Source organism: Arthrobacter sp. SLBN-100, from assembly GCF_006715305.1.
Lineage (GTDB): Bacteria > Actinomycetota > Actinomycetes > Actinomycetales > Micrococcaceae > Arthrobacter.
On record NZ_VFMY01000001.1, the window covers coordinates 1722145 to 1747702 of the forward strand.

The window sequence follows — 25558 nt, forward strand, 5'->3', positions numbered from 1 at the left end:
GGCCCCTTCTTGAGTGCTGAGAACCACCCCGTCACGATTTATGTGGCGGGGTGGTTTTTTGCTTTTCCACATAACCCGTTCTGGTCATGGCTGCCGTTGGCTGGTGTCCCTAGTATCGACGCATGACAACTTTCCAGGGCATCCCCGCGGCAGCCTTCGAGTTCTATAAAGAGCTGCAGGACAACAACAACCGTGAGTGGTGGCTGGAAAACAAGGACCGCTACCAGATGCTGGTCCGGGAACCGTTCATCGCACTGCTGGCCGAACTGGAGCCCCGGTTTGGTCCCGGCAAGATCTTCCGGCCCAACAGGGACATCAGGTTTTCCCAGGACAAGTCACCCTACAAGACAGCCCAGGGTGCTTTTGCGTCCATCCAGGAAGGGGTGGGCTATTACCTGCAAATCAGCGCGGAAGGGCTGCTGGTAGGCGGCGGCTACCATTCCCACACGCCCGCCCAGCTGGCAAGGTACCGCAATTCAGTGGATGCCTCTGGAACAGGCGAATCCCTCCGGCACATTGTCGCAGCCGTAGCTGCTGCCGGCTTCATGGTGGAGGGCGAGAAGCTTAAGACCGTCCCGCGCGGGTACCCCCAGGACCATCCCCGGGCCGAGCTTCTGAAACACAAGTCCCTTTCCGCCGCCACCCACCTGGGGCAACCGGGCTGGCTGGCCACCCCTGCCGCGGTCCAGGAGATCGCCGCGCTCTGGGATGAGCTGCGGCCGCTGGTGGACTGGGTTGGCAGGCACGCGGCACCGTAGCTTATGCTGGCGCGCCGGCACCGAAGAGACGGAGCTGCCCCGCAGGAGACGCCGCTGCCCCGCACCGCTTATGCGGTACGGGGCAGCGTGTGCGCGGCAAGGCCGTTGGCGTATGTGAAGGGCCTTAAGTGCGAAACCTCCGGTTGAGAAGAGCAGGCCCGCATACGTCCGGATCAGGTGCGGGAGAGCGCATCCTCGTCGTCCTCGGCCGCCACGGCAGAAGCGCCGGCCGCAACCGGAGTACCGTTGACCGCCGTGCTGGCGTCGCCGAAGCGCTCGTTGAGGCGGGAGTGGCGCTGGCCATAGGAGAAGTAGATGGCCAGGCCGATCACCAGCCAGATGGCGAAGAAGATCCAGGTCTCCACGGCCAGGTTGGTCATCAGGTAAAGGCACAGAAGTGCGGACACGATCGGCAGGACCTTGCCGAAGGGTACGCGGAAAGCGGGCTTGAGGTCCGGGCGCTTCTTGCGCAGCACCAGGATGCCAAGGCTAACCACCACAAATGCGGAGAGCGTACCGATGTTGATCATTTCCTCGAGCAGGTCCACGTTGGTCAGGCCGGCCACCAGTGCAACAGCGGCACCGCAGATGATCTGGAGGCGCACCGGGGTGGAGCGCTTGTCACTGGTCTTGGACAGCGCGCGGGGCAGGAGGCCGTCGCGGCTCATCGCCAGGACCACGCGGGACAGGCCCATGAGGAGCACCATGATCACGGTGGTGAGGCCCACCAGCGATCCGAAGGCAATGACCTTGGCGGCCGAGGTGTCGCCCACTGCCTCGAAGGCGGTGGTGAGGGTGGGGCTCTCCGCCTCGGCCAGCTGGGTGTAGGAGACCATCCCGGTCAGGGCCAGGGAGACCAGGATGTACAACAGCGTCACCACGGCCAGGCCGCCGAAGATACCCCGGGGCAGGGTCTTCTGCGGGTTCTTGACTTCCTCCGCGGAGGTGGCCACCACGTCGAAGCCGATGAACGCGAAGAACACCAGGGCAGCACCGGCGAAGATGCCCAGCGTGCCGTACTGTGCAGGGGCTGCTCCAGTGAGGAAGCCGAAGAACGACTGCTTCAGGACGTCGGCGGCGCCGGCACCGCCGGTCGGCTCGGCGGCGGGGATGAACGGGGTGTAGTTTTCGAACTTCACGTAGGTGAAGCCCACAACGATCACAAAGAGGACCACGGCGATCTTGATCAGCGTGAAGATGTTGCCCACGCGGGCGGAGAGTTTGGTGCCCAGCACCAGCAGCACGGTGAAGACGGCGACGATCAGGAAGGCACCCCAGTACAGGTCAACCCCGCCCAGGGAGATTGCCGGCGGAATGTCGGCGCCCATGAGCGCGAACACCTTGCTGAGGTAGATGCCCCAGTACTTGGCGATCACCGCTGCGGCCGTGAAGAGCTCAAGGATCAGGTTCCAGCCGATGATCCAGGCAAGGAGCTCACCCATGGTTGCGTAGGTGAACACGTAGGCGGAGCCTGCCACGGGGATGGCAGTGGCGAACTCGGCGTAGCACATGATGGCAAGGGCGCAGGTGACGGCGGCGATGGCAAAGGACAGCGTCACAGCGGGGCCGGAGAAGTTGGCAGCGGCCTTGGCGCCGACGGAGAAGATGCCGGCACCCACCGCCACCGCAACGCCCATGATCATCAGGTCCCACGTGCTGAGGGACCGCTTGAGCTTGCGTCCGGGTTCATCGGCGTCGGCGATGGACTGCTCGATAGATTTTGTCCGGAGAAGGTTCATAGGGGGATCACAATCCTGATTTCTGATGGAAACAGACCTATCAACGATAGTGTCCATCCACTGGACGGTCCCAATTGTTCCGAATGGTGAGACAGGAAAAGCCCGGCCTGTTGTTCGGGCCGGGCTTCTCCTCACGAAATTTATGCTCCTACACTTGCCAGTCCATCAGCCTGGACCGGATGAGGAACCGCTTGCCTTCCGGCGCTTCAACCGAGAATCCGCTGCCCCTTCCGGGGACCACATCAACGGTCAGGTGCGTGTGGCTCCAGTAGTTGAACTGCTCCCGCGACATCCAGAACTCCAGCGGCTGTGGTTCCAGCCCGGCGGACACATCGAACAGGCCCAGCAACACATCCGAGTCGCCGGTGAGGAAGTCCCCCGCCGGATAGCACATGGGCGAGGAACCGTCGCAGCACCCGCCGGACTGGTGGAACATCAGCGGGCCGTGCCGGAGCCACAGCTTCCGCAGCAGCTCCACAGCCGGGACCGTGAGCGCGACCCGGGAGAAGTCCTCCCCGGGCAGCACCGCCGCCGCGTTGATCGCGTTTGCTGGGACCATGGCCTAGAAGAAACCGAGCTTGTTTTCGTTGTAGCTGACCAGCAGGTTCTTGGTCTGCTGGTAGTGGTCCAGCATCATCGCGTGGTTCTCACGGCCGATGCCCGAGGACTTGTAGCCGCCAAAAGCAGCACCCGCCGGGTAGGCGTGGTAGTTGTTGACCCAGACGCGGCCGGCCTGGATCTCGCGGCCGGCACGGTACGCCACGTTGCCGTTGCGGGACCAGACACCGGCGCCCAGGCCGTACAGCGTGTCGTTCGCGAGGCCCATGGCGTCGGCGTAGTCGCTGAACTTCGTGACCGCCACCACCGGCCCGAAAATCTCCTCCTGGAAGATCCGCATCTTGTTGTGGCCCTCGAACACGGTGGGCTGGACGTAGTAGCCGCCCGCCAAATCACCGGGCAGTTCGGCCCGGCCGCCGCCGGTGAGGACCTTCGCGCCCTCCTGCTTTCCAATGTCGATGTAGGAGAGGATCTTTTCCAGCTGGTCGTTCGACGCCTGCGCGCCCACCTGCGTGCCGGTGTCCAGCGGGTTGCCCTGGACCATCCTCTCCACGCGGGCCACGGCGTCGGCCATGAAGGACTCGTAGATGTCCTCCTGCACCATCGCGCGGGACGGGCAGGTGCAGACTTCTCCCTGGTTGAAGGCGAACAGGGCGAAGCCCTCCTGCGCCTTGTCGTAGAAGGCGTCGTTGGTCTCGGCCACATCGTTGAAGAAGATGTTGGGGCTCTTGCCGCCCAGCTCCAGCGTGACCGGGATGAGGTTCTGGCTGGCGTACTGGCTGATCAGCCGGCCGGTGGTGGTCTCTCCGGTGAACGCGATCTTGCGGATGCGCGGGCTGGAGGCCAGCGGCTTGCCGGCCTCCACACCGAAGCCGTTGACCACGTTCAGCACGCCGGCGGGCAGCAGGTCGCCGATGAGTTCCATCAGCACCAGGATGGATGACGGCGTCTGCTCCGCCGGCTTGAGCACCACCGCGTTGCCGGCCGCGAGCGCGGGGGCGAGCTTCCACACGGCCATCAGGATGGGGAAGTTCCAGGGGATGATCTGGCCGACGACGCCGAGCGGCTCGTGGAAATGGTAGGCGGTGGTATCGTCGTCGAGCTGGGACAGCCGGCCCTCCTGCGCGCGGACAGCGGAGGCAAAGTACCGGAAGTGGTCGGCGGCGAGCGGCAGGTCCGCATTGAGGGTCTCGCGGATGGGCTTGCCGTTGTCCCAGGTCTCGGCGACGGCGAGCATTTCCAGGTTTTCGTCGATGCGGTCGGCGATCTTGTTCAGGATGGCGGCGCGCTCGGCCACCGACGTCTTGCCCCAGGACGGCGCAGCCTTGTGGGCCGCGTCCAGCGCCAGGTCAATGTCTTCGGCCGTGCCGCGGGCCACCTCGCAGAAGGCCTTGCCCGTCACCGGCGTGATGTTCTCGAAGTACTGCCCCTTCACCGGAGCCACCCACTCCCCGCCGATCCAGTTCTCGTAGCGGTCCTTGAATGTGACCTTCGAGCCCTCGGTTCCGGGCTGTGCGTAAACAGTCATTGCAGCTCCTTTGCTGTGCAGAAGGCTGTCCCGTGCGGGATTTTGCCGTTGGAGCCAGCGTAGGAGCGGGCAGGTTGCAGCCAGGTTGCACGGCCCAACGGCGATTGAGCGCGTCGGGTTTCGCTCCCCATCTGCCCCCTGAGCTCGGCCAGGGAACCCGGCAGACGTGGGCCCAGGCTCAACCACCGGAGGGCGGGTGCCTTAGGCGCTGAGTTCGGCGTCCAGCCGTTCCAGGTCTGCGACGACGGCGGCCCGCTTGGGTGAGCGCGGCGGGAGGAGGCGGAGGGCGGCACGGCGGACGCCGACGTCGTTCCTTGCCTCGGGCAGTTCGGCGTACTTGAGCAGCGACTCGGCGCTGCCATCGGTCAGGACTGCCTCGCGCAGCAGCAACGAGACCTTGTTCCGCAGCTCCACGATGCCGGGCGCCTCGGACCGGGGCAGGACAGCGCCCCGGTAGATTTCCAGGGCGATGCGGTGCGCGCCGCGCTGCAGGCAGCTCAGCACCTGGCCGCAGTCCGGCACCATATCCACGGGCAGGCGGTAGGGCCGCGAATTTGGAACGGCGTCCGGGTTGAGCTGCTGGAGGACCTTGCGCAGGCGGACCATCTCGGCCCGGAGCGTGATGGTGGAGCCGTCCCCGGGGTAGAGCAGGAGGCTCAGTTCTTCCGCACTGAGCCCGTCGGGATGGGTGCTGAGCAGAGCCAGGATTTCGCTGTGCCGGGCGGACAGCACCACGGTTTTGCCGTCCAGGCTGAGCAAGGCCTGGTCGCGGCCCAGCAGTTGGAGGCTGTTCCGGTAGAGGCTGCCTTCCTTGGCGCCCGCCCCCTGTGCCCGGGAAGCGGTAGCCGTGGCCCGGCGTCGTGCTGGCCTGCCGGCGAGCTCCGCGGCCAACTGGAGACGCTCGACGCGCAGCTGGGCTTGGGCAGCCGCCACGGTTGCCTCCACGAGGGACAGCGTGTGAGGTGCGACGGCGCTGGCCTTGCCGGTGATGTCCACGACGCCAAGCACCGCACCGGAATCGGGGTCGTGGAAGGGCACGGCAGTGCAGCTCCAGCCATGCACCGCGCGCTGATAGTGCTCCGCGCCGGCAATCTGGATCCCCCGCCCCAATGCAAGAGCGGTTCCCGGGGCGCTGGTGCCCACCGTCGCTTCGGACCAGTCCGCGCCGGCAACAAACATCATGCCCTCGGCGCGGCGCTGCAAGGCGGGGTCGCCTTCCACCCAGAGCAGCCGGCCCACTTCGTCGCCCACCGCCACCAGCAGTCCGCTGTCGTGGCCGGGCTGGACCAGGAGTTTGTTGATGACCGGCATGATGGCGGCCAGGGGGTGCTGGCTGCGGTAGTCCTCCAGCTCATCCCGGTCCAGCGCCAGTGGGGCGGCGGGGTTGTCCGGATCCGCCTTGAAGCCGGCCGAACGCTGCCACGACTCGCGGATCAGGGTGCGGAGGCCGCTGGGAGCATCCGCAAGGGCGCCGCCGTTGAGCTGTTCATGGGCGGCCAAGGCGCCGCGCTGCAGCGGTTCCGGCTGAATCAGGTTCTTCATCGAACTCCTGTACTGCCTGAGGGCACGGTGTCATGATGCCGGCCTGGGGGTGGCAGCCATTCTAACCCTGCCCCGCGCACCGGACTGGAGGGCCTGTGCACGCGTCTTTTGCGGCCGCCCCGGGACGGGAGCTGCTGGGCCACGCGGGCGGCGACTGTTCCGCCGCGCCTTAACCCCGGGAGATGCGGATCATGTCCTCGCGCGGGACCACCTTGATCCGTTCACGGACCACGTGGTCCAAGCCGTCGGGGCCGGTCCAGGCTGCACCAAGGCCGGCTTCGTGGGCGTCAAGCTTGTTCCAGCCTTCCCAGGTGGTGTATTCGATGCCGCGCTCTTCCAACAGCTCGATGATGGCCTGCGGATCGGGGTTCTGGGCCGGCGGCAAGGTGAGCCGGTCCTCGAGCAGGAAGCCGATGGTTTCCAAGGCGTCGCCTTTGGTGTGGCCGATCAGGCCCACCGGACCGCGCTTGATCCACCCGGTGGCGTAGATCCCGGGCACCGGATTGCCTTCGGCGTCCAGGACGCGGCCGCCCTCGTTGGGGATGACACCGCGCTCGGCGTCGTACTCCAGTTCGTCCAGCGCCGAGCCGTGATAACCGATGGCGCGGTAGACGGCCTGGACGGGGTATTCAATGTACTCTCCGGTGCCCTTGGCGTTGCCCGTGCCATCAAGCTGCATGCGCTCAAATTTGATCCCGCCCACCTTGCCCGCGCCGTTTTCCCCGCCTTCGGCAAGTATTTCCACCGGGCTGTGCAGGAAGTGCAGGTGCAGCCGCCGCGAGGACGGGTTCTCGGACTCGGCGTGCTCCTCCACGAGCCAGTTGGTGAGCGTGTTCACCATGGTCTTAATCTGGTTGTTGCTTCTGATCGCCTCGTCCGAGGCTTCATCGAATTCGAAGTCCTCCGGATAGAGCACAATATCCACGTCGTTCATGTGGCTAAGCTCCCGGAGCTCGAGCGGGGTGAACTTGACCTGGGCCGGGCCGCGGCGCCCAAAGACGTGCACGTCAGTGACGGGCGAGGCCTTCAAACCCTGGTAGACGTTGTCCGGGATCTCCGTGGTGAGCAGCTCCTCCGGGTGCTTGACCAGCATGCGGGCCACGTCCAGCGCCACGTTCCCGTTGCCGATCACGGCGATTTCCTTCGCCTCCAGCGGCCATTCCCGCGGCACATCCGGGTGCCCGTCGTACCAGGAAACGAAGTCGGCTCCGCCGAAGGAGCCCTGCAGGTTGATGCCCGGGATCGCCAGGTCGGCGTCCTTGACGGCTCCGGTGGAGAAGATCACAGCGTCGTAGAAGGCGCGGAAATCGTGAAGGGTGAGGTCCCTTCCGTAGGTGACGTTGCCCAGGAACCGGATGTCGCCGCGGTCCAGGACCTTGTGCAGCGCGTTGACGATACCCTTGATCCGCGGGTGGTCCGGAGCCACTCCATACCGGATCAGCCCATAGGGCGCCGGGTAGGCCTCAAAAAGGTCGATGCTGACCTCGAAGTCGCCATCCTTCACGCCGCTGGATTTGGTGAGGATGTCCGCAGCGTACACTCCTGCCGGCCCTGCGCCCACGATGGCTACCCGGAGCGGACGTGTTGGGGTGGTTTCGCCGTGGTTGGACACTCGGAGCCCTTCTAACCGATGAGGATGCGCGGTAAGAGCAGCGCACAGTCACTTATTCTAAATGGCGCCTGCCGTGAGGTTGTGGCCCGGAAAACAGGCCTCACCCGCTTTTGGCCAGCGGAACCACGTCGCCTTGGCGGTAGAGCAGCGCGCGGAGTTCGGCTTCGGCGGAGTCCGGCCGCTTGGGATCAATGGTCTCGCCCTCGTGGTAGTGGTCCAGCACCCGGGGGTCCACATAGCTTTTGCGGGTGATCGAGGGCGTGTTCCCCAGCACTTGCGCGGCGTCATACATGGCCCGGCTGATGGCCCGCTTCCGCTTGGCCGCCGTTCTCTGGTGACCGGTCCTGGCCAGGCTCGCGGCCGCCGCCACCGTACCCCGCAGGGTCCGGAAGTCCTTGGCCGTAAAGTCCGAGCCGGTCCGCTCCTTCACATAGGCGTTGATGTCCGCGCTGGTAACGGGCCGCCACTGCCGGCCATCCTTGTAAGCCAGGAGCCGGGCGTTGGGGCCCCGCCGCTTGAGCAGGCGCAGCAGGGCGGCAAGGTCGGCGTCGCGGATTTCCGACTCCCAGTCCTTGCCGCTCTTGGCGGGAAAGCTCAAGAGGATACGGTCCTTGCGCACCTGGACGTGGGCGCAGAGAAGGGTGGCCAGCCCGCGGCTGCCGTTTTCGTTGGTGTACCTCTCCGACCCCACGCGCAGCGACCCGCTGTCCAGCATCCGGAAGGCCGCCGCGAGGACGCGTTCACGCGAAAAACCTTCACTGCGCAGGTCCATGGTCACCCGACGGCGGGCGGCCGGGAGGGACTCGGCCAACTGGAGGGCCCGGTCGAATTTCAGCCGGTCCTTCCGCTCCCGCCATTCCGGGTGGTAGATATATTGCCGCCGGCCCACTGCGTCCACGCCGGTGGCCTGGATGTGCCCGTTCTCAAAAGGGGCAATCCACACATCCGTCCATGCCGGCGGTATTCCGATACTTTCCAGCCGGTCACGGACGGGGCCGGGGGGCAAGGTGGAGCCGTCCAGATCCCGGTAACTGAAACCCTTGCCCGCGGCCACCCGGCGGTAGCCGCGGCCCGAAGCGTTGCTGCGCCGGAGCCTCATGGGGTGGTCTCCAGCCGGTCGGCATTTCTCATAAAAGCAAGCCTACTGACTATTTGGCGGAATACCTGCCCCGGAACTGATGTTATGGATGTCGTGCCTTCTCCCGATGGATCCTTCTCCCCCGCCCGTGTCCCCGCCCCCGCCGCTCCGGCTGCGGCAGCGTCAGCACCAAGTCCGGCAGCCGCAGCATCTGCCGGCGACCGGGCATCTATAAGCGGGGAACCTGCAGGCGGCAGCAAGGGGACCCCGCCCAAGGCCGTGGACAAGGAGTCGACGGCGGGAATCCTCTTTGGCATCGGCGCATACGGGCTGTGGGGGCTGCTCCCGCTGTACTTCTTTGTGCTGATGCCGGCGGGCGCCGTCGAAATCGTGGCCAACCGGGTGGTGTGGTCGTTGCTGTTCTGCGCACTCCTCATCACCGTTACCCGCTCCTGGGCCGCCATGGCGCGGGCTTTGCGAAACCGCACCGTGTTCGGCTCCCTGGCCGTGGCCGCCTTTCTGATCGCCATTAACTGGCTGACCTACACCTACGCAGTGACGACGGGCCAAGCCGTGGAGGCTTCCCTCGGTTACTTCATCAACCCGCTGGTATCGGTCCTGCTGGGCGTCTTCGTGCTGAAGGAAAAGCTGCGTCCGCTCCAATGGGCGGCCGTGGGCATAGGGTTTGTGGCCGTAGGTGTGCTCACCTATTCCTATGGCAAGCTGCCGTGGATCGCGCTGACCCTTGCCTTCAGTTTTGGTCTCTACGGCTTCGTCAAAAAGCGCGTTGGCCCCAAGGTGGACGCCGTTACCAGCCTGAGCGTGGAGTCCATGGTGCTTGCCCCCTTCGCGGCTGCCACCATGATCTACCTGGCCGTTGCCGGAACCGCCACCCTGACCACGCAGGGCCCCGGCCATTTCTGGCTCCTGCTGGCTTCCGGTGTGATCACCGCGGTGCCGCTGCTGTTCTTCGGGGCTTCGGCCCGCAGGTTGCCGATGACCACCATCGGCCTGCTGCAGTACGTCGCACCGCTGCTGCAGTTCGTCCTGGCCCTGGTGGTGTTCGGGGAAACGATGACCGCGGACCGCTGGATCGGGTTCGGCGTGGTCTGGTTGGCGCTGCTGGTCCTGACCCTGGACATGCTGCGCACCGCGCGTAAGACTTCGGTGGCCCGGCGGAGGAGCAACGCTTCCCTGAAATCCGTCTGACCCCCTGTTGCCGGGAACCCCGGTGGAGTAGGTTGCTCGGATGGAGGACTCATATCAGGTCATCGTCATCGGGGCCGGATTCGCCGGCATCTCCGCGGCCAAGGAGCTTGGCCGGAAGGGTGTTCGCGTCCTGCTCATCGACTCGAACAACTACCACCAGTTCCAGCCCCTGCTGTACCAGGTGGCCACCTCGCAGATCGGCGTGTCAGCCATTGCCCGGCCCATCCGGTCCGTCTTCCGGCGGCGCAGGAACGTGCGGGTCCTGACGGCGGAGGTTGCCGCCGTCGACGCCGCAAACCACACCGTCACCACCGCCGAGGGCGACACCTTCCGGGCCAGGATCCTGGTCCTTGCCGTCGGCGCCGTACCCAACTTCTTTAACACCCCCGGCGCCGAGGAGCACGCCTTCCCGCTGTATTCGGTCACGGACGCCACCAGGCTCGGCACCAGCGTGACCCGGCTGCTGGACCGGGCTGACCGGGAGCCAGGCGCCACAGTGGAAATGGTTGTGGTGGGCGGCGGGCCAACCGGGGTCGAGACTGCAGGGGCCCTGGCGGAAAACATCAAATTCGTGGTGACCAAGTATTTCTCCCGCGAACTCGCCGCACGGTGCCGCGTGCACCTGGTGGACATGCTGCCGAACGTCCTCACCATGTTTTCGTCAAAGTCCCAGGAGTACACCCGGGAACGCCTTGGCAGGATCGGCGTCCAGCTGCACATGGGATCCGGCGTTACCGAGGTCCGGGCCGACGGCGTGACGCTGGCTGACGGGACGGACATCCCGGGCGGAATAGTCATCTGGGCCGGCGGCCTGAAGGGCGGAGAACTGCTGGCCGGCTCCGGCCTGCCGCAGGGGAAAGGTGGCCGGATCGACGTCCGGACGGACCTGACTGTGGCTGACGCGGAAGGCGTGTACGTCGTCGGCGACGCCGCCAACATCACCGATTCAACCGGGGCCAAGCTGCCCCAGCTTGGCTCCGTGGCGCAGCAGGCCGGCAAGTGGGCTGCCCGCAACATCCACGCGGACCTCAACGGCGGTACCAGGCAGCCTTTCCGTTACGTGGACAAGGGGTACATGGCGATGATTGGGCGGGGCGCCGCCGTCGCCGAACTGGGCCGCAAACGCATCCAGCTCCAGGGGCCGCTGGCTTTTGTGTCCTGGCTCCTGGTGCACCTCGCCCTGCTGTCCGGATTCCAGCAGAAGGTCCGCGCCCTGTTCTCCTGGCTCAACGGGTACGTCCTGCACAGCCCGGCACAGGTAGTCATCGGCGGGCCGGACAACAGCATCAGGTAACGGCATCAGGTAACAGCGCAAAAGCCGCGCCGGCTGCGGCTTAAACCCCTGTTGCCCCGGAACAGGAAGTTCCGGGGCAACAGGTTTGTTCGCGCCGTTGCGAGGGGACGCTAACTCTGTGCGGACCGCGTCACGCGTTGGCCTTGATGGCCGCGGCCAGGACCGCCAGGCCGTCGTTCAGCAGTTCATCGGTGATGACCAGCGGCGGCAGGAGGCGGATCACGTTGCCGTAGGTGCCGCAGGTGAGGATGATGACGCCTTCCTTCAGGCAGGCGGCGGCCACAGCCTTGGTCAGCTCCGGGTTGGGTTCCTTGGACCCCGCCTGGACCAGTTCGATGGCCAGCATGGCGCCGCGGCCCCGGACGTCGCCGATCACGGCAGAACCTGCACTGGCCAGCTCGCTCTGCAGTTCGCGGAGCCGGGCGGTGGCGAGGGATTCGATGTGGCGGGCACGGCTGTTGAGGTCGTATTCCTCCATGGAGCCGATGGAGGCGAGCGCGGCTGCGCACGCTACCGGATTGCCGCCGTAGGTGCCGCCCAGGCCGCCGGCGTGGACGGCGTCGAGCAGGTCTGCCCGGCCGGTGATGGCGGAGAGCGGCATGCCGCCGGCGATCCCCTTGGCCATGGTCAGGATGTCCGGAACCACGCCCTCGTGGTTGACCGCGAACCATTCACCCGTGCGGCAGAAACCGGACTGGACCTCGTCAGCGATGAAGACGATGCCCTTCTCCTTGGCCCACGCTGCCAGTGCAGGCAGGAAGCCCTCGGCCGGGACAATGAAGCCGCCCTCACCCTGGATGGGTTCGATGATGATCGCGGCAACCTGGTCGGCGCCGATCTGCTTTTCGATCATGGTGATGGCGCGCTTGGCGGCCTCGGCACCGGTGATCTCCGGGTTTTCCTCACGGTACGGGTAGCTCATGGGCATGCGGTAGACCTCGGGCGCGAACGGGCCGAAGTTGGTCTTGTACGGCATGGCCTTGGCAGTGAGTGCCATGGTGAGGTTCGTGCGGCCGTGGTAGGCGTGGTCGAAGGCGACGACGGCGTCACGTCCGGTGGCGAGGCGGGCCACCTTGACCGCGTTCTCCACTGCCTCCGCGCCCGAGTTGAAGAGCACGGTGCGCTTCTCGTGGTCGCCGGGGGTGAGCCGGTTCAGCTGCTCTGCAACCGCCACGTAGCCTTCGTAGGGCGTGACCATAAAACAGGTGTGCGTGAAGTGTTCCACGGCTTCCTTCACGGCCCCGACGACGGCGGGATCGGATGCGCCCACGCTGGTCACGGCGATGCCTGAGCCCAGGTCGATGAAGGAGTTGCCGTCCACGTCGTGGATGATGCCGCCGTCGGCGTCGGCAACGTAAACCGGGACGCCGGAGGCGACGCCTGCGGCGACGACTGCCTTGCGCCGCTCGGCCAGGGCCAGCGACTTGGGGCCCGGGAAGTCGGCCTGGACGCGGCGCTTCTGCTCAAGGCGGAAGGTGATGTCTGATGCGGTGGTGGTCATGGGAAACCTTTCCTGATGGTTCCTGGTGGTTGAGCTTGTGCCCGATGGTTGAGCTTGGCGAAACCGGGGTTTCGACGAGCTCAACCACCGGTAAGGGGATTAAGCGTCCAGCGCACTCATCACGTGCTTGATGCGCGTGTAGTCCTCGACGCCGTACATGGAGAGGTCCTTGCCGTAGCCGGACTGCTTGAAGCCGCCGTGGGGCATTTCGGCGGTGAGCAGGATGTGGGTGTTGATCCAGACGGCGCCGAAGTCCAGGTCGCGGCTGAGGCGCATGGCGGTGCCATGGTTGGAGGTCCACACGCTGGAGGCCAGGGCGTAGTCCACGTCATTGGCCAGCTCCACTGCTTCTTCCTCCGTGCTGAACTTCTGCACGGTGATGACCGGACCGAACGTCTCCAGCTGGACGATGCTGTCCGTCTGCTTCGCGCCGGTGATGATGGTGGGCTCGAAGAAGAAGCCCTTCTCCCCCGCCCGGTGTCCGCCGGTTTCAATCCGGCAGTGTGCGGGCAGGTTCTCCACCACCGAGGTGACCTGGTTGAAGTGGTTCACGTTGTTCAGCGGGCCGAAGTAGTTGTCTTCGTCGTTCTGCGAGCCGGTGTTCAGGGTTTTGGTGTGCTCCACCATGGCGGCCACAACGTCGTCATGCACGGACTCCTCCACCAGAACCCGGGTGATGGCGGTGCAATCCTGGCCGGCGTTAAAGAAGGCGAACTCGGCGATGGCCGCCGCGCTCTTCTTGATATCGGCGTCCTTGAACACGATGGCCGGTGCCTTGCCGCCCAGCTCCAGGTGGGCGCGCTTGAGGCCCTTCGCCGCGCCGGAGGCGACGGCGATGCCGGCGCGCACCGAGCCGGTGATGGACACCAGTCCGGGGACCTTGTGGTCCACCATCATGGCGCCGGTCTTGCCGGTGCCCAGCACAACGTTCAGGACGCCGGCGGGCAGGATGTCGCCGGCGAGGCGGGCCAGGACCAGGGTGGACTCCGGGGTGGTATCCGAGGGCTTCAGGACAACAGTGTTGCCGGCCGCGAGCGCGGGGCCGATCTTCCAGATGGCCATCAGGAACGGGTAGTTCCAGGGGGCCACCTGGGCCACAACGCCGATGGGTTCACGGCGGACGTAGGAGGTGTGGCCCTCGAAGTACTCGCCGGCGGACTTGCCCTCGAGGATGCGTGCGGCTCCGGCGAAGAAGCGCAGCTGGTCGGCGCCGGCGGCGACTTCCTCAGAGGCAATCAGCGAGCGCACCTGGCCGGTGTTGCGGTGCTGCGCCTCCACCAGTTCGTCACTGTTGGCCTCGACGGCGTCAGCGAGCTTGAGCAGCATCAGCTGACGCTGGCCCGGCGTGACGTGCTTCCAGCTCTTGAAGGCTTCCTTTGCTGCGGCCATGGCCGCGTCCACATCCTCCTGGTCGGAGATGGGCGAGTGGGCCACCACTTCACCGTTGGTGGGGTTCACGATGTCCAGCGTGCCGCTGCCGGCAGGCGTGACAAAAGAACCGTTGATGAAGTTCTGCAAGGTTTGGACCACGGTGTGCAACCTCTTTCCTGGGGGCCATCGGCGTCGAAACAGATGGATCTGACTGCCTTGAGCCTATGCCAGCGCCCCTGCGCCGTGAATAGCCACCTGCACACCCATTCTGCTGCTTTTTAGTGCGGTTGACTAGCGCCCGTCTATCCTTGGTTCATGGCCATTTCCCTTGCTGCCCTCCTGGGTATCAAATCCCTGAACCTGTCCAAAGTGGGGGTCGCCGAGACCACCTGGCACCAGGACATCAACTGGGTGGCTGTGACCGAACTGGAGGACCCGCAGCGCTTCATCAACGGCGGCGAACTCATCCTCACCACCGGCCTGCGGCTGAAATCGGCCCCCGAGCAGCGGCGTTTTGTCCGCCAGGTGCAGCGGGCCGGCGCTGTGGGCATCGGCTTCGGGGTGGGGCTTTCGCATGAGGCAGTGCCGCCGGCCCTTCTTGCCGAGGCCAACCGCTGGGGCCTGCCCGTGGTGCAGGTCCCCTACGAGACGCCGTTCATCGCCGTCGGCAAGCTGGTGGCGGACGCGCAGTCCGCGGACCACTACGCCAAGCTGGAACGGCTGATTGCCGGGCACCAGGTCCTGGCGCGTGCGCTGCTGACGGGCGGCGGCCTGGCCGAGCTCCTGAAACACCTGGGCGGCATGCTCCGGGCGGACATTGCGCTCACCCAGTTCACGGCCCAGCTGTACAACAGCACCAAGGACAATCCGCAGGCCGATACCTGGGCTTCCTACCCCATCCCCACCGGCCGGCGCGACGCCTGCACGCTGTGGGTCCGCAAGCCTTTCGAGGACTCCGGCATCATCGGGTACGCGCAGAACCTGATCAGCGTTGAGCTGAACAACATGGTCAAGCAGCGCCAGGCCGAGCGTGCCCTGTGCGGTCAGGTACTGGACGACGTGATCCACGGAGCCCTGGAAACCAGCGAGGCCCAGCGCCGCCTGGCCGGCGTCGGCATCAACAGCACCCGCAAGAACGTGGTGCTGCTGGCCGTCTCCGCCGCCCATCACAAGGCCCTGGTGAGCACCTCCGTGCCGCGCGAACTGGAGAAGTCCGTTGCCGCCGTCGTGGGCAAGGATCTGGTGCTGGTGATGAACGACGACGGCGGGGCGGCGCCGTCGCTGGCGCGGAAGCTGAGTGACCACCTGGCTGAGGCGGGGATCCACGCGACGATCGGCATCGGCGGGGCGTACACCAAGCCGAACGGCCTGCGCTGGAGCTACTTCGAGGCGCGGGACGCCGCCAGCCACGGGCTGCCGGTCAACGAGCCGGAGCGGCTGAGCCTGACGTCGCTGCTGCTGGCCAGTGAGGACGTGCCGCTGGCGGATATGGCCCACGAGTCACTGAACCCGCTGCGGACCTTCGATGCCGCCCATGGTGCCGAGCTGATGACCACGCTGGAAAGCTACCTGAACAACAACGGCTCGGTGGCCGCCGTCGCCGAGGAGCTTACGCTGCACCGGAACACGGTCAGGTACCGGCTGGCGCAGATCACCGAACTGACCGGCTACGATCCTGCCGTCACCACGGACAGGGTACAGCTCTGGCTTGCACTTGCGGTGGCCCGGCTGTCCGCCCGCCAAGGGAAGTAGCGCCAACCGCAACGCGGGGTCACTACCAGCCCGGTGCTTGCTCTTTTTCGGGCATTGTCTGACCCCGCGTTGCTTGTTGGCTAGATGACCCCGCGCCGCAGCAGGGCGCGGGACTTCTTGCGGGCCTTTCGGTACTTGGCCACGGCGGCGTCCATCAGTTCGGCCTGGCGCGCCCGCAGCGCGGCCAGGGCCTGTGCGGTGGACTGAGCCAGGCCGTGACCCGCTTCGAGGTCCTGCAGCAGGTTCCGGGCAATCAGGGCATCGTGGAAGTCACCCAGGATCCTTTGCTGCTTGTGGGCGGCGTTGACGACTTTCCCGGCGCGCTTGCCCGTCACCAGCGCCGCCGACTCGGCCACATGGCGCAGCCGCTTGGCGTCCTTGCGCACCTGGTGGAGTGCGTTTTCGTGGTCCGTGCCGCGGCGCGCATCGCGGGCGGCCTTATGCGAGCGCCGGAGCCGGCGGGCGGACTTGTCCACCGCCTTCGCGGCGATCCTGCGGCCAGGGGCCACCGCTTCTGCCCTCACCGGCGGGTGGTCCCGGAAGTCCTCAAGGTTGTCCAGCAGCCGGAAGTACCGCTCGGACTTCAGCGCCTCCTGGACGAGCCGGTAACCGGCGTCGAATGCCGCTCCGGCCTTACGCTCCACCTGCTCCCTGACGGCGTCCCTGGCGTCCCCCGGCGGGAGCTCGTCCAGCTGCCCCCGCAACCTTTCCAGCACCACCTGAGAGTCCCGCGGATCACCGAGCAGCAGGGCCAGCCAGTCGAGCTCGTCCCGCAGGCGCCTGACCGGCATGGCGCGGTAAAGCTTCCGGTACGCGCCCAGCACTGAACGGAGCCGGCGGATGGCGGACCTCATGTTGTGGATGCCCTCAGGTTCCTCCAGCCTGACCGCGGCGTCGTCGGCAAGGAGCCCGCGCAGTTGCTCCGCCACATAGACGGTAACGACGGCGGCCGCCGGAGCCTTCTTGCCGGCGAGGAGTGCCGCCGGGGTTTCCCGCTCCTCCTGCGCTGCGGCGCCCCCCTCATCACCGCCGAGGGCACGCGCCAGCTTGGATGCGTGGCCGGCGGGACGGGCGCCCGCAGCGGTGAGGACCTCTTCGGCAGGGGCAAACAGGTCCGGTCCGCCATGGACGAGTTCCAGCTCCCACTCGCGCCAGCTCTGCCGCTGCGCCGGGGCGTCCCCGTGGGGCAGGAGGGTGGCTTCCACCTGGTCGTCGGCCAGGTCCGCCAGATGGACCCCGTCCTCGCCATACAGCGCGTGCGTGGTGCGCCGGGTTTCGAGCCGGACCACGGGCTTCACTTCATCTCCCCGCAGGTACGCCTGCACATACGCCAACAGGCTGTCAGGAACGACGCCGGGCTGGCCCAGTGGTGCATGCACCTCCCGGCGCTGCTGGAGTTCTGTTTCCGCACTGGCTTCCGGGGGCAGCTTAAGGTGCCACCCGGCGTCGCCTCCCCCGGTGCGGCGGCGCAGCGTGATCCGGCGGGAAGCGAGGGTGTACTGGTCCGTATCGAAATAGACCGCCTCCAGGACGGCAGTACGGGCAGCCCCTACGCGCGCCACCCCCGGCAGTTCTTCGAGCGCAGGCACTGTGGCGGCATCACCGACGTCGTACTTCTTCTCGATTTCGATTCCCTGGGAAGCCATCACAGCCGTCCTTCCGCATTTGGTCCTTCGCGGGCCCGACGGATTGACGTCCCGGCCCCCGCTGGCAGTCTATTGCCCCGGTGGGATGAGCCGGGAGAGCTTGCCCACAAAACTCGAGACATCAAACGTCTAACCTTTAGCCTAGGAAGATGTCCGCCACTCCCCCTTCCTCCGCCGCCTCCTCCGCCGCCCGATTCACCGCGCCCGCTTCGGCACCCCGCACTGCTTCCGCTCCGGCGCCTGCAGCCGTGCCCGCGCCTGCTGCCGTACGGACTCCGGCACAGGGGCCGACGAAGCCGGGCTCCGCCGTCGTGTTCGGTGTTATTGCGTTGGTGTTGATCGGCCTCAACCTGCGTGCGGGCATCACCGGAGCGTCCGCACTGCTGCACGACCTGCAGACGGTGCTGGGTTATGGGCCACTGGTGGCCGCAATCATCCCATCGATCCCCACCCTGTGCTTTGCCCTGGCGGGCGCGGCCACGTCCTGGCTGACGGGCAAGCTGGGCGTGGAGAAGGCGATCCTGCTGTCCCTCTCCATGCTGGCCGGCGGCCTCCTGCTCCGGGGTATCCCTGCCACCGGGATGCTGGTGTTGGGCAGCGTGGTGGGAATGTCCGGACTGGCAGTGTGCAATGTGGCCATGCCGTCCTTCATCCGCGAGCACTTCGCGCACCGGACTTCCCTTATGACCGGCGTGTATACGGTGACGATGACCACCGGGGCCACCGTTACCGCCGTCGCCGTGGTACCGCTGGCGCAGGCCCTCGGATCGCCGTCCGCCGCCGTCGGCGCCATTGGTATTACTGCCGTGGCCGCGTTCCTGGGCTTCCTCCCCGTGGCCCTGCACGCGCACCGCAACAGCACGCGTTCGGCAGCACGGCACGTGTCCCCCTGGCCGCTGCTGCGGACCCGGAAAGGGTTGCTGCTGACCGCCATCTTCACGCTCCAGGCCCTGCTTGCCTATGCCCTGCTGAGCTGGTTCCCGTACATGCTCACCACCATGGGAATGAATGCCTCGGACAGCGGACTCATGTTCGGGCTGATGCAGCTGGTGTCCGTGCCCGCGGGCATGCTGCTCATCGCCATCGGCTCCCGTCCCGGCATGCTCCGCCCGGCGTTCTACCTGGTGAGCATCACCATGGCCGCGGGACTGGCCCTGCTCCTGGTCCTGCCCGTGGGGCTGGCTGTTGTTCCCGCCGTCCTGCTGGGATTCGGCCTGGGCATCTTCCCCCTGGTGATGGTGATGATCAGCCGCAGTGGAGCGAGTACGGCCGAAACCACGGCGCTGTCCACGCTGGCGCAGTCCAGCGGATACCTGCTGGCGACCGCGGGCCCCTTCGGCATGGGCCTGCTGCACAGTGCCACCGGCGGCTGGGTCCTGCCCCTTGCGCTGCTTCTGGCTTTGGCATTGGTCCAGATTGTGGTGGCGCACCTGATCACGGGCAGCGCGATGACACGCAGCGTAGCCGGCGCGGCCGGCGCCGCCAGTGTCCGCACAGCCGCCGCGCCCGCCGTCGAAAAGAAGTAGGACGCCATGGCACTCAGTCCCTCGCACCGCACGCCGCTTGCAGAGGAAGTCACCGCCAAGCTGCGCACCATGATCCAGTCCGGCGGTTGGCCCCTCCACCAGCGCATCCCCTCCGAAACCGGGTTGATGACCGATCTGGGCGTCTCACGCGGCACCCTGCGTGAGGCCATCAAGGCCTTGGCGCACAGCGGCATGCTGGAAGTCCGCCGGGGTGACGGCACTTATGTCCGGGCCACCAGTGAGATCTCCGGCGCCGCCCGGCGCATGTACCAGGACCACACCGAGGCGCACATCCTGGAAGTCCGGCTGGGCCTGGATACCCAGGCGGCCCGGCTGGCGGCGCGCAACGCCACACGCGACGACGTTGCGGCCCTGCGCGGCCTCCTCGCGGGCCGCACCCAGGCCTGGAACAGCGACGACTATGAGGCCTGGGCGCGAGCCGACTGGGGCTTCCATGAACGGGTGGCCCAGGCATCCGGCAACCCCCTGCTGCATGAGCTCTACGTCAGCTTCGGCGCAGTGGTCCATGAGGATCTGCTCAAGCAGCTCCGCCGGCCGGGATTCGATGGGCTCCAGCACGAGGGGCACGATCTCCTGCTGATGGCCATTGAGCAGCGGGATGAGGATGCTGCCGTAGCCACCGTCAACCGGAACCTGAACTCCTGCGCGGAGTGGCTGGCGGCATAGCCCGGCTCGCTATCGGAGGAAACGATCCGGCCACGGGGTTTCGCCCCTCCCTAATCGATCAGTAGGCTTACTATCTGACGAAGGTTGTCTCCCTGGCGTGCGCATCCGCGACACCCAAGGCATCCGCGGATGAACGAGGAGTCCCCATGGCGCGAACCCGCCAGACCGAACAGGTGCCGGGCACCGACACCGTGCGGACCCCGCACGTACCGGTCCCGGCCCCGGCCACGAAGAAACGGGAAGCTAAACAGCCCGGCACGCTCTGGACCGACGGGCTGGGCAGGGTGGCCACCCGCTCGGCCCAAGTCCTGCTGATCCTCACGGTTGCCGTGGCGTCCGTGTACGCCCTGATGCAGATCAAGCTCCTGGTCATCCCGATCCTGATCGCGTTGATCCTGGCCGCGGCGATCGGGCCATTCGTCAACATGCTCCGGCGCCGCGGACTTCCCGGCGGAGTGGCTACCGGCATCGCCTTCGTGGCATTACTGGCATTACTCGCCGGCATCTCCGCCGTGATCTACCTTTCGGTCCGCAACGAGTGGGGCGAGCTGGCCCGGCAGGCGTCGTCCGGGCTGGATCAGCTGGAGCAGTTCCTGCTGACCGGCCCGGTTCCCATCGAGCAGGAACAGCTGGACCAGGCGCGGGAGGGAATCGTGCAGTTTGCGTCCAGCAGCCAGGTCCGCTCCGGCGCCATCACCGGCCTTTCCGTGGTCACCGAATTCATCGCCGGGGCCAGCCTGATGGTGGTCATCCTGTTCTTCTTCCTCAAGGACGGCGCAAAGATCTGGAATTTCCTGCTGCGGCCGTTCAGCGGGCGGCGGGAAGCGAAGCTGCGCCGGGTGGGGAGCCGGACCCTCGAGGTGCTGGGCGGGTATGTGCGCGGCACCGCCATCGTGGCGCTGGTGGACACGGTGGCCATCGGCGCGGCGCTGCTGATCCTGCAGGTTCCCCTGGCGTTCCCGCTGGCCATCATTATCTTCATTACCGCGTTCATTCCACTGGTGGGAGCCACCATTGCCGGCATCCTGGCCGCCCTGGTGGCCCTGGTTGCGAACGGCCCGGTGGTGGCCCTGATCGTGGTGGCAGTGGTGGTGGCGGTCAATCAACTCGAAGGCGACCTCCTGCAACCGGTCGTGATGGGCAAGTCACTGCAGCTCCACGCCCTGGTGATCCTGATGGCACTGACCGCCGGCACCATCCTCGCCGGCATCGTAGGTGCGGTGCTTTCCGTGCCCCTGGCCGCCGTCGTCTGGGCCATCATCCAGGTGTGGACGGCGGAGGATCCGAACCTGGCGGACATGAACCCGGACCTGCCGCCGCCGAACAGCCAGCCGGTCTAGTGCTTCGGCGGGACACACATCCGGTTTGAGGAAGCGGAACCGACGACGGTCCGGCACCTGGGTGCCGGACCGTCGTCGTGCGTCTTGCGTTGCCCGCCGTTGCGGAAGCCTGAAAACTACCGCCGCAGGCCCGCGAACACGTTCTTGGGCCGCTGCATCTCGCCGTGCTTTGCGCCGAGGATGACCACCAGTCCGGCGAAGGCGGGGATGACCCACTGCAGCACCTTGAGCTGCTGCTGGGCCGCTTTCAGTTCATCCGAAGCATCCGGCCGCGGCTCCGTGGCACCCTCGGCGCCCTGGTCCGCAAGCTTCTCCACCTTCTTGCCGAGGATGCCGGAGTACAGCGTCACGGCAGCGCCCACCACCGTCACGGCAGTCTTGATCACCGTGTCCCGGGCAACGCCTTCCTGTTTGGCGATGCGTTCCTTGTTCTCCCAGGCGATGGCGAGGTCCGCCACCAGGTGGGAGGCGAACGCAGCAGTCTGGAAGGGGGCCCACTTCATCCAGCCCACGCTGGAAAGCCGGGTCCGCTCGGACGAATCCCTGGCCGCTGCCGCTGCACCGTTCAGCCCGATGGCACCCATCAGGGACCCACCGAACCATGCCGCTGCCGTCAGGTCGTGAACTGACCGGGCAATAAGATTTCCTGCCATGATGTGCATTCCTAACGTTGAACTGGTTGAGATGCCGTGCCTGCGGACGTTACTTGCCGTGTCCCATCAAGGTCATGGTCCGCCCATGGTAAGCACACTTACTAATGTTACGAAAGCCCGTCTTGCTCGGGCAGACCGCGTAATATCAACGGCATGGGAACTACTGGGAGTTTGTTCGGCTGGGCCTTTGGTGACCCCGCCCGTGAAGATGAGGGCAGGTACGTGGAAGGGCTTCAGCGCGAGGCGTTCGGCAATGCCCGGGCCACTGCGGAAGCCAAGGGAGTGGCCGTGGTGCCAGGCTCCGAAGTCTTCACTGTGCTGAGTGGACACGATTCCCTGGTGGAGCTGGAGAATGCCCCCGGACAACTGGTGGTCCGCTGCACGGTCCACGTGGAGGGACCGGGCGCGGAGAAGATCCGCGCCGAAGGGCCCATGAACGGCTGATTGATGTCGGACAGCGATTCCACCCTGAGCCAGGCCGCAGACGCCGTCGAGGAGGCCTCGAACCATCCGGCCCTTGACGTCCTGGCACGGGCCGGATTCGCCGTCATGGCGCTATTGCACGTTATTATCGGGGCCATCGCCATTGCTGTTGCTTTCGGCCAGCCCGGGGAGGCTGAACCCACAGGCGCCATTGAACAACTCGCGGCCAACACATGGGGGCCCGCTGTAATGTGGGCTTGTGTGGCCGCGTGCACGGGCCTCGCCTTGTGGCAAGCCAGCGAGGCCACCCTGCGGGTCCGCCGCAAGTCCGGCAAGGAGCGGTTGTCCAAGCTGATCTCCTCCGGCTTTCTCGCCATCGCCTACGGCAGTGTTGGCCTCAGCTTCGCCGGTTTCGCCGTCGGGCTGCGAGGCGACTCCAGCGAGAGCACGAAGGATTTCAGTGCCTCCCTGATAGCCACCCCCTGGGGACTGTGGGCGCTGGTGGCACTGGGCCTGACCATCATCGGGATCGGCATCTACTTCGTGTTCAAGGGCGTCCGCCGCGGCTTCAAGGAAGAGCTCTTCCACTTTGACGGGACACGGCGCGGCCGGCTCATCGACGGCCTTGGTGTTTCGGGCCATATCGCCAAAGGCGCGGCCCTGGGCCTCACCGGGCTGCTTTTTGTGATCGCCGCCGCCAAACACGACCCCAACCAATCAACCGGACTGGACGGCAGCCTCAAGGCCCTCCGCGACCACCCGTTCGGCCCGTACCTGCTGGTCGCCATTGGGGCAGGATTCATTGCCTACGGAATTTTCGCCCTCATCCGCTCACGGTTCGGGCGGATGTAGTTCCACGTGTTTCTGGGTAGGAAGGAAGCATGACGCACTTGCTGCAGGACCACCCACAACGCCGCGGTGCGGGGCCGCGTGACGATGCGCCGGGAATTTCGGAGACGGCCGGACGTGCCTTTGCCGGCCTGTTCCGGGTCCTCAAAGTGGCCCGGCCCGTCCGGCCCATCCATCCGAAGGGCGTCGGCCTCACCGGAGAACTGACCCGGACCGGGAACTCCGGCGGTCCCAGCGGCGTGGACTGGCTCGACGCGCCGGGCACCGATTCCGTCGAGGCACGCTTCTCGCGTTCAGCGGGGTTGCCGTCCCGGCTTCCGGATGTCCTGGGCCTCGCCCTTCGTCTCACGCCGTCCGACGGCGGAGCTTCAGGCGGTGGAGCTTCAGGCGGCGGAGCTTCAGGCGGCGGAGCTTCAGGCGGCGGAGCTGTCGACGTGCTGTTGTCCTCCACCGGCTGGAATCTTCCGGGACGGTTCCTGCTCCAGCCCAAACTGGACGTTCCCTCCGCCACCTTCACTACCTTGATGCCCTACCGCGGCCGGAACGGACCCGTGCTGCTGGGGCTGCGGACTATCAGCCTGCCCGGCGGATCAGTGATCTCCGGCCGCTGGGTTCTCGGACTGTACTGGGCCAAAACGGCAGGTCCGTGGCAGCAGTGCGGCGAACTGAGGCTGCAGGCCAGCCCGGAACCGGCCGACACTCCCCTGCGCTTCAATCCGCTCGAAAACCAGCCGCACGGCGCGCAAGCCTACGCGTGGACCCGCCGCCTGCGGGAGGGCTCGTACCGGGCCGCACAGCAGCCCGCGCCGTACGCTGCCGTCCGCGCCGCCGTCGAGCATTCCGCCGTCGGACGTCCGGAAACAGCAAGCAACCAGCCCGGCCCAGCCACCACAGGAAGGAACACCATGTCCACCGTGTCACAGCTGTTCAACACCCCCGCCGCCGATGTCTGGCGGGTCATTTCCGATGGCTGGCTCTACTCCGGCTGGGTGGTGGGTGCCTCACGGATCCGCGCCGTGGATGACACCTGGCCGCAGGCCGGATCGCGCCTCCACCACTCCGTGGGCGCCTGGCCGCTGGTGATCAACGACAGCACCCGTGTGACCGCTGCCGAACCGGAGAAGTCACTGGAACTGGTGGCGCGCGGCTGGCCGCTGGGCGAGGCCAAGGTGCTGATCACGCTCCAGGACCAGGGCAACCAATGCCTCGTCACCTTGGCGGAAGATGCCATCCGCGGGCCCGGCAAGAGGGTGCCAAAGGTCCTGCGGGACCCCATGATCACCATGCGCAACCGCGAGACGCTCAAGCGGCTGGAGCTGATGGCGGCAGGCGGAGCCGGGAAGTAGCGCACCTGAGTTAACTGGACCCAGCCTTGAAGCGGAACACAAGCGAGAAAACCCGCGGCGCCGGATGGCGCCGCGGGTTTTTCTCTGGATCAGCTACTGGGGGGTCAGGCTGAAGGTGGATGCCTGGTCGCCGGAGGCGTCGTTGACCACGATCGTGGTGGGGCCCTTCCTGACGTCGAACACGATCACTCCCTGGCGAACATCACCGGCGGCAACTTCCTCGGTGGGCAGGCCATCAAGCCCTTCTTCCAGGTAGATCCCTTCGCCCTCGTTGCCGTCCGCGTCGTAGGCCTCGAAGTTTGAGGCGCTGGCCAGGCTGGTACCGGAGAGCGTCTCCCACGAAACGTTGATGGCGAGGAACCCTCCGTTTGCCGGTTTCATATAGGACATTCCGGGAATCTCGGTGACGTAGACCGAGTCGATGACGCCCACCTTCACATTGTCGCCTTCGGATACTGTGACCACGAAGGAGGTCGCATCGCTGGCAGTTCCCGAGGACGAGGGCTGCGGTGCTGCTTCGGTCACTGAGGGGTTCGACGGCGGCACCGGAATGTTCCGCCCCTCAAGTGCTGCAGAGAGCATCGTAAAGGACAGGATCATGTAGAAGGTTCCGATGACCATGCCGATAAGCCAGACGACGCCGGTGATGATCCAGGCCTTCTTCTTGTTCTCCGGGTAGCCTTCCAGCGGGCGACCATCCTTGTCCCTGGTGTTGCCGGTCAAAGTGATAATCAGGTCAACGATGGCCCAGATTCCCAACCCGCCCAGCGTCAGCAGCTTGGCGACGCCGGAGCCGATCTTGCCGAGGTAGAAACGGTCCACACCCCAGGTGCCGAGCAGGAGCGACAAAAGCCAGGTGGTCATGAAGGACTTTCCCGGACCAGTGGCATAGGGAATGTGTCCAAAAGAGGAGCCTGGCTGGTATCCGCCCCGCGGTCCTCCCTGGTACTGCCCGTCAAAGCTCGGTGTTGCAGGCGGGACCGGGGGAGCTGCCGGCCCGTTCCGGGGCGGCTGAGGGTAACTGGGGTGACTCATGGATCTTCCTTTGGTGGAGGTATGTGGGCGAGGCTGGGCTGAAAGGGCGCGGTCGCAGGCTTTGGGCTGCCCCGCGACCTCTAAGGGCGGCAGGGCGGGCAACTGTTAAGC

Annotated in this window: 21 protein-coding genes; 10 read left to right on the forward strand and 11 right to left on the reverse strand. The window is 66.3% G+C overall.

Features of this window, described 5'->3' with window-relative positions; translation table 11 throughout:
- The first annotated feature begins 122 nt into the window (after window positions 1-122).
- Window positions 123-758 (forward strand): DUF2461 domain-containing protein, encoded by a 636-nt coding sequence (locus tag FBY31_RS08045; RefSeq protein WP_142039045.1) that lies wholly within the window; start codon window positions 123-125, stop codon window positions 756-758.
- A gap of 173 nt (window positions 759-931) precedes the next feature.
- Here FBY31_RS08045 and FBY31_RS08050 read toward each other — a convergent pair whose 3' ends face one another.
- From FBY31_RS08050 to FBY31_RS08075, 6 genes are all read right to left on the reverse strand, one after another.
- Window positions 932-2497, reverse strand: coding sequence for an amino acid permease (locus FBY31_RS08050; protein WP_142039048.1), 1566 nt, complete (start codon window positions 2495-2497; stop codon window positions 932-934).
- A 148-nt stretch (window positions 2498-2645) separates the two neighbouring features.
- Complete coding sequence (locus FBY31_RS08055) at window positions 2646-3056, reverse strand: DUF779 domain-containing protein (protein WP_142039050.1); 411 nt, start codon at window positions 3054-3056, stop codon at window positions 2646-2648.
- A gap of 3 nt (window positions 3057-3059) precedes the next feature.
- Entirely contained in the window at window positions 3060-4583 is a 1524-nt protein-coding gene (gene exaC / locus FBY31_RS08060) for an acetaldehyde dehydrogenase ExaC (protein ID WP_142039053.1), read from the reverse strand.
- Window positions 4584-4784: 201 nt separating this feature from the next.
- Entirely contained in the window at window positions 4785-6125 is a 1341-nt protein-coding gene (locus tag FBY31_RS08065) for a GAF domain-containing protein (protein WP_142039056.1), read from the reverse strand.
- Between the two features lie 169 nt (window positions 6126-6294).
- On the reverse strand, window positions 6295-7737 hold the full coding sequence (locus FBY31_RS08070; RefSeq protein WP_142039059.1) for an FAD-dependent oxidoreductase: 1443 nt from the start codon (window positions 7735-7737) through the stop codon (window positions 6295-6297).
- Window positions 7738-7837: 100 nt separating this feature from the next.
- Window positions 7838-8836, reverse strand: coding sequence for a DNA topoisomerase IB (locus tag FBY31_RS08075; RefSeq protein WP_142039061.1), 999 nt, complete (start codon window positions 8834-8836; stop codon window positions 7838-7840).
- Between the two features lie 84 nt (window positions 8837-8920).
- Between FBY31_RS08075 and rarD the strand changes: the two genes are divergently transcribed.
- Both rarD and FBY31_RS08085 read left to right on the forward strand, forming a co-directional pair.
- A complete protein-coding gene (gene rarD / locus FBY31_RS08080; RefSeq protein WP_142039064.1) occupies window positions 8921-10024 on the forward strand; it encodes an EamA family transporter RarD in 1104 nt (367 codons plus the stop codon).
- Window positions 10025-10064: 40 nt separating this feature from the next.
- On the forward strand, window positions 10065-11318 hold the full coding sequence (locus tag FBY31_RS08085; RefSeq protein ID WP_142039067.1) for an NAD(P)/FAD-dependent oxidoreductase: 1254 nt from the start codon (window positions 10065-10067) through the stop codon (window positions 11316-11318).
- A 130-nt stretch (window positions 11319-11448) separates the two neighbouring features.
- Here the strand turns inward: FBY31_RS08085 and gabT are convergent, their stop codons facing one another.
- Window positions 11449-12819 (reverse strand): 4-aminobutyrate--2-oxoglutarate transaminase, encoded by a 1371-nt coding sequence (gabT, locus tag FBY31_RS08090; RefSeq protein WP_142039069.1) that lies wholly within the window; start codon window positions 12817-12819, stop codon window positions 11449-11451.
- Window positions 12820-12918: 99 nt separating this feature from the next.
- On the reverse strand, window positions 12919-14349 hold the full coding sequence (locus FBY31_RS08095) for a gamma-aminobutyraldehyde dehydrogenase (RefSeq protein WP_142039072.1): 1431 nt from the start codon (window positions 14347-14349) through the stop codon (window positions 12919-12921).
- 156 nt (window positions 14350-14505) lie between these two features.
- On the opposite strand from FBY31_RS08095, the gene FBY31_RS08100 reads away from it, so the two are divergent.
- Window positions 14506-15942, forward strand: coding sequence for a PucR family transcriptional regulator (locus FBY31_RS08100; protein WP_142039075.1), 1437 nt, complete (start codon window positions 14506-14508; stop codon window positions 15940-15942).
- Window positions 15943-16022: 80 nt separating this feature from the next.
- Here FBY31_RS08100 and FBY31_RS08105 read toward each other — a convergent pair whose 3' ends face one another.
- Entirely contained in the window at window positions 16023-17588 is a 1566-nt protein-coding gene (locus FBY31_RS08105; RefSeq protein WP_235012968.1) for a CYTH and CHAD domain-containing protein, read from the reverse strand.
- 149 nt (window positions 17589-17737) lie between these two features.
- Here FBY31_RS08105 and FBY31_RS08110 point away from each other — a divergent pair, with 149 nt between their 5' ends.
- The 3 genes from FBY31_RS08110 (at window position 17738) to FBY31_RS08120 (ending at window position 21141) form a co-directional block, all read left to right on the forward strand.
- Window positions 17738-19114, forward strand: coding sequence for an MFS transporter (locus FBY31_RS08110; protein ID WP_142039081.1), 1377 nt, complete (start codon window positions 17738-17740; stop codon window positions 19112-19114).
- Between the two features lie 6 nt (window positions 19115-19120).
- A complete protein-coding gene (locus FBY31_RS08115; RefSeq protein WP_142039083.1) occupies window positions 19121-19801 on the forward strand; it encodes a FadR/GntR family transcriptional regulator in 681 nt (226 codons plus the stop codon).
- A gap of 146 nt (window positions 19802-19947) precedes the next feature.
- The gene (locus FBY31_RS08120) at window positions 19948-21141 is read left to right on the forward strand and encodes an AI-2E family transporter (protein WP_142039086.1); all 1194 of its coding nucleotides are present in this window, start codon (window positions 19948-19950) and stop codon (window positions 21139-21141) included.
- A 116-nt stretch (window positions 21142-21257) separates the two neighbouring features.
- Here the strand turns inward: FBY31_RS08120 and FBY31_RS08125 are convergent, their stop codons facing one another.
- Window positions 21258-21794 (reverse strand): hypothetical protein, encoded by a 537-nt coding sequence (locus tag FBY31_RS08125; protein ID WP_142039089.1) that lies wholly within the window; start codon window positions 21792-21794, stop codon window positions 21258-21260.
- A 153-nt stretch (window positions 21795-21947) separates the two neighbouring features.
- On the opposite strand from FBY31_RS08125, the gene FBY31_RS08130 reads away from it, so the two are divergent.
- From FBY31_RS08130 to FBY31_RS23300, 3 genes are read left to right on the forward strand one after another with little or no spacing between them, the layout of a single operon-like run.
- Complete coding sequence (locus FBY31_RS08130) at window positions 21948-22238, forward strand: hypothetical protein (protein WP_142039092.1); 291 nt, start codon at window positions 21948-21950, stop codon at window positions 22236-22238.
- Between the two features lie 3 nt (window positions 22239-22241).
- A complete protein-coding gene (locus FBY31_RS08135; protein ID WP_142039095.1) occupies window positions 22242-23069 on the forward strand; it encodes a DUF1206 domain-containing protein in 828 nt (275 codons plus the stop codon).
- A gap of 29 nt (window positions 23070-23098) precedes the next feature.
- On the forward strand, window positions 23099-24412 hold the full coding sequence (locus tag FBY31_RS23300; RefSeq protein ID WP_235012969.1) for an SRPBCC family protein: 1314 nt from the start codon (window positions 23099-23101) through the stop codon (window positions 24410-24412).
- A gap of 93 nt (window positions 24413-24505) precedes the next feature.
- On the opposite strand, the gene FBY31_RS08145 is transcribed toward FBY31_RS23300, so the two are convergent.
- Entirely contained in the window at window positions 24506-25276 is a 771-nt protein-coding gene (locus tag FBY31_RS08145; protein ID WP_235012970.1) for a TM2 domain-containing protein, read from the reverse strand.
- Between the last annotated feature and the right edge of the window lie 282 nt (window positions 25277-25558).

Bases quoted from the DNA above. Each gene is read 5' to 3' on its own strand.
- FBY31_RS08125 (WP_142039089.1), bottom strand. From the start codon at position 21,794: ATGGCAGGAAATCTTATTGCCCGGTCAGTTCACGACCTGACGGCAGCG.
- rarD (WP_142039064.1), top strand. From the start codon at position 8,921: ATGGATGTCGTGCCTTCTCCCGATGGATCCTTCTCCCCCGCCCGTGTC.
- FBY31_RS08065 (WP_142039056.1), bottom strand. From the start codon at position 6,125: ATGAAGAACCTGATTCAGCCGGAACCGCTGCAGCGCGGCGCCTTGGCC.
- FBY31_RS08115 (WP_142039083.1), top strand. From the start codon at position 19,121: ATGGCACTCAGTCCCTCGCACCGCACGCCGCTTGCAGAGGAAGTCACC.
- FBY31_RS08045 (WP_142039045.1), top strand. From the start codon at position 123: ATGACAACTTTCCAGGGCATCCCCGCGGCAGCCTTCGAGTTCTATAAA.
- FBY31_RS08145 (WP_235012970.1), bottom strand. From the start codon at position 25,276: ATGACCACCTGGCTTTTGTCGCTCCTGCTCGGCACCTGGGGTGTGGAC.
- FBY31_RS08110 (WP_142039081.1), top strand. From the start codon at position 17,738: ATGTCCGCCACTCCCCCTTCCTCCGCCGCCTCCTCCGCCGCCCGATTC.
- FBY31_RS08130 (WP_142039092.1), top strand. From the start codon at position 21,948: ATGGGAACTACTGGGAGTTTGTTCGGCTGGGCCTTTGGTGACCCCGCC.
- FBY31_RS08100 (WP_142039075.1), top strand. From the start codon at position 14,506: ATGGCCATTTCCCTTGCTGCCCTCCTGGGTATCAAATCCCTGAACCTG.
- FBY31_RS08050 (WP_142039048.1), bottom strand. From the start codon at position 2,497: ATGAACCTTCTCCGGACAAAATCTATCGAGCAGTCCATCGCCGACGCC.
- FBY31_RS08085 (WP_142039067.1), top strand. From the start codon at position 10,065: ATGGAGGACTCATATCAGGTCATCGTCATCGGGGCCGGATTCGCCGGC.
- gabT (WP_142039069.1), bottom strand. From the start codon at position 12,819: ATGACCACCACCGCATCAGACATCACCTTCCGCCTTGAGCAGAAGCGC.
- FBY31_RS08135 (WP_142039095.1), top strand. From the start codon at position 22,242: ATGTCGGACAGCGATTCCACCCTGAGCCAGGCCGCAGACGCCGTCGAG.
- FBY31_RS08105 (WP_235012968.1), bottom strand. From the start codon at position 17,588: ATGGCTTCCCAGGGAATCGAAATCGAGAAGAAGTACGACGTCGGTGAT.
- FBY31_RS23300 (WP_235012969.1), top strand. From the start codon at position 23,099: ATGACGCACTTGCTGCAGGACCACCCACAACGCCGCGGTGCGGGGCCG.
- exaC (WP_142039053.1), bottom strand. From the start codon at position 4,583: ATGACTGTTTACGCACAGCCCGGAACCGAGGGCTCGAAGGTCACATTC.
- FBY31_RS08055 (WP_142039050.1), bottom strand. From the start codon at position 3,056: ATGGTCCCAGCAAACGCGATCAACGCGGCGGCGGTGCTGCCCGGGGAG.
- FBY31_RS08120 (WP_142039086.1), top strand. From the start codon at position 19,948: ATGGCGCGAACCCGCCAGACCGAACAGGTGCCGGGCACCGACACCGTG.
- FBY31_RS08075 (WP_142039061.1), bottom strand. From the start codon at position 8,836: ATGAGGCTCCGGCGCAGCAACGCTTCGGGCCGCGGCTACCGCCGGGTG.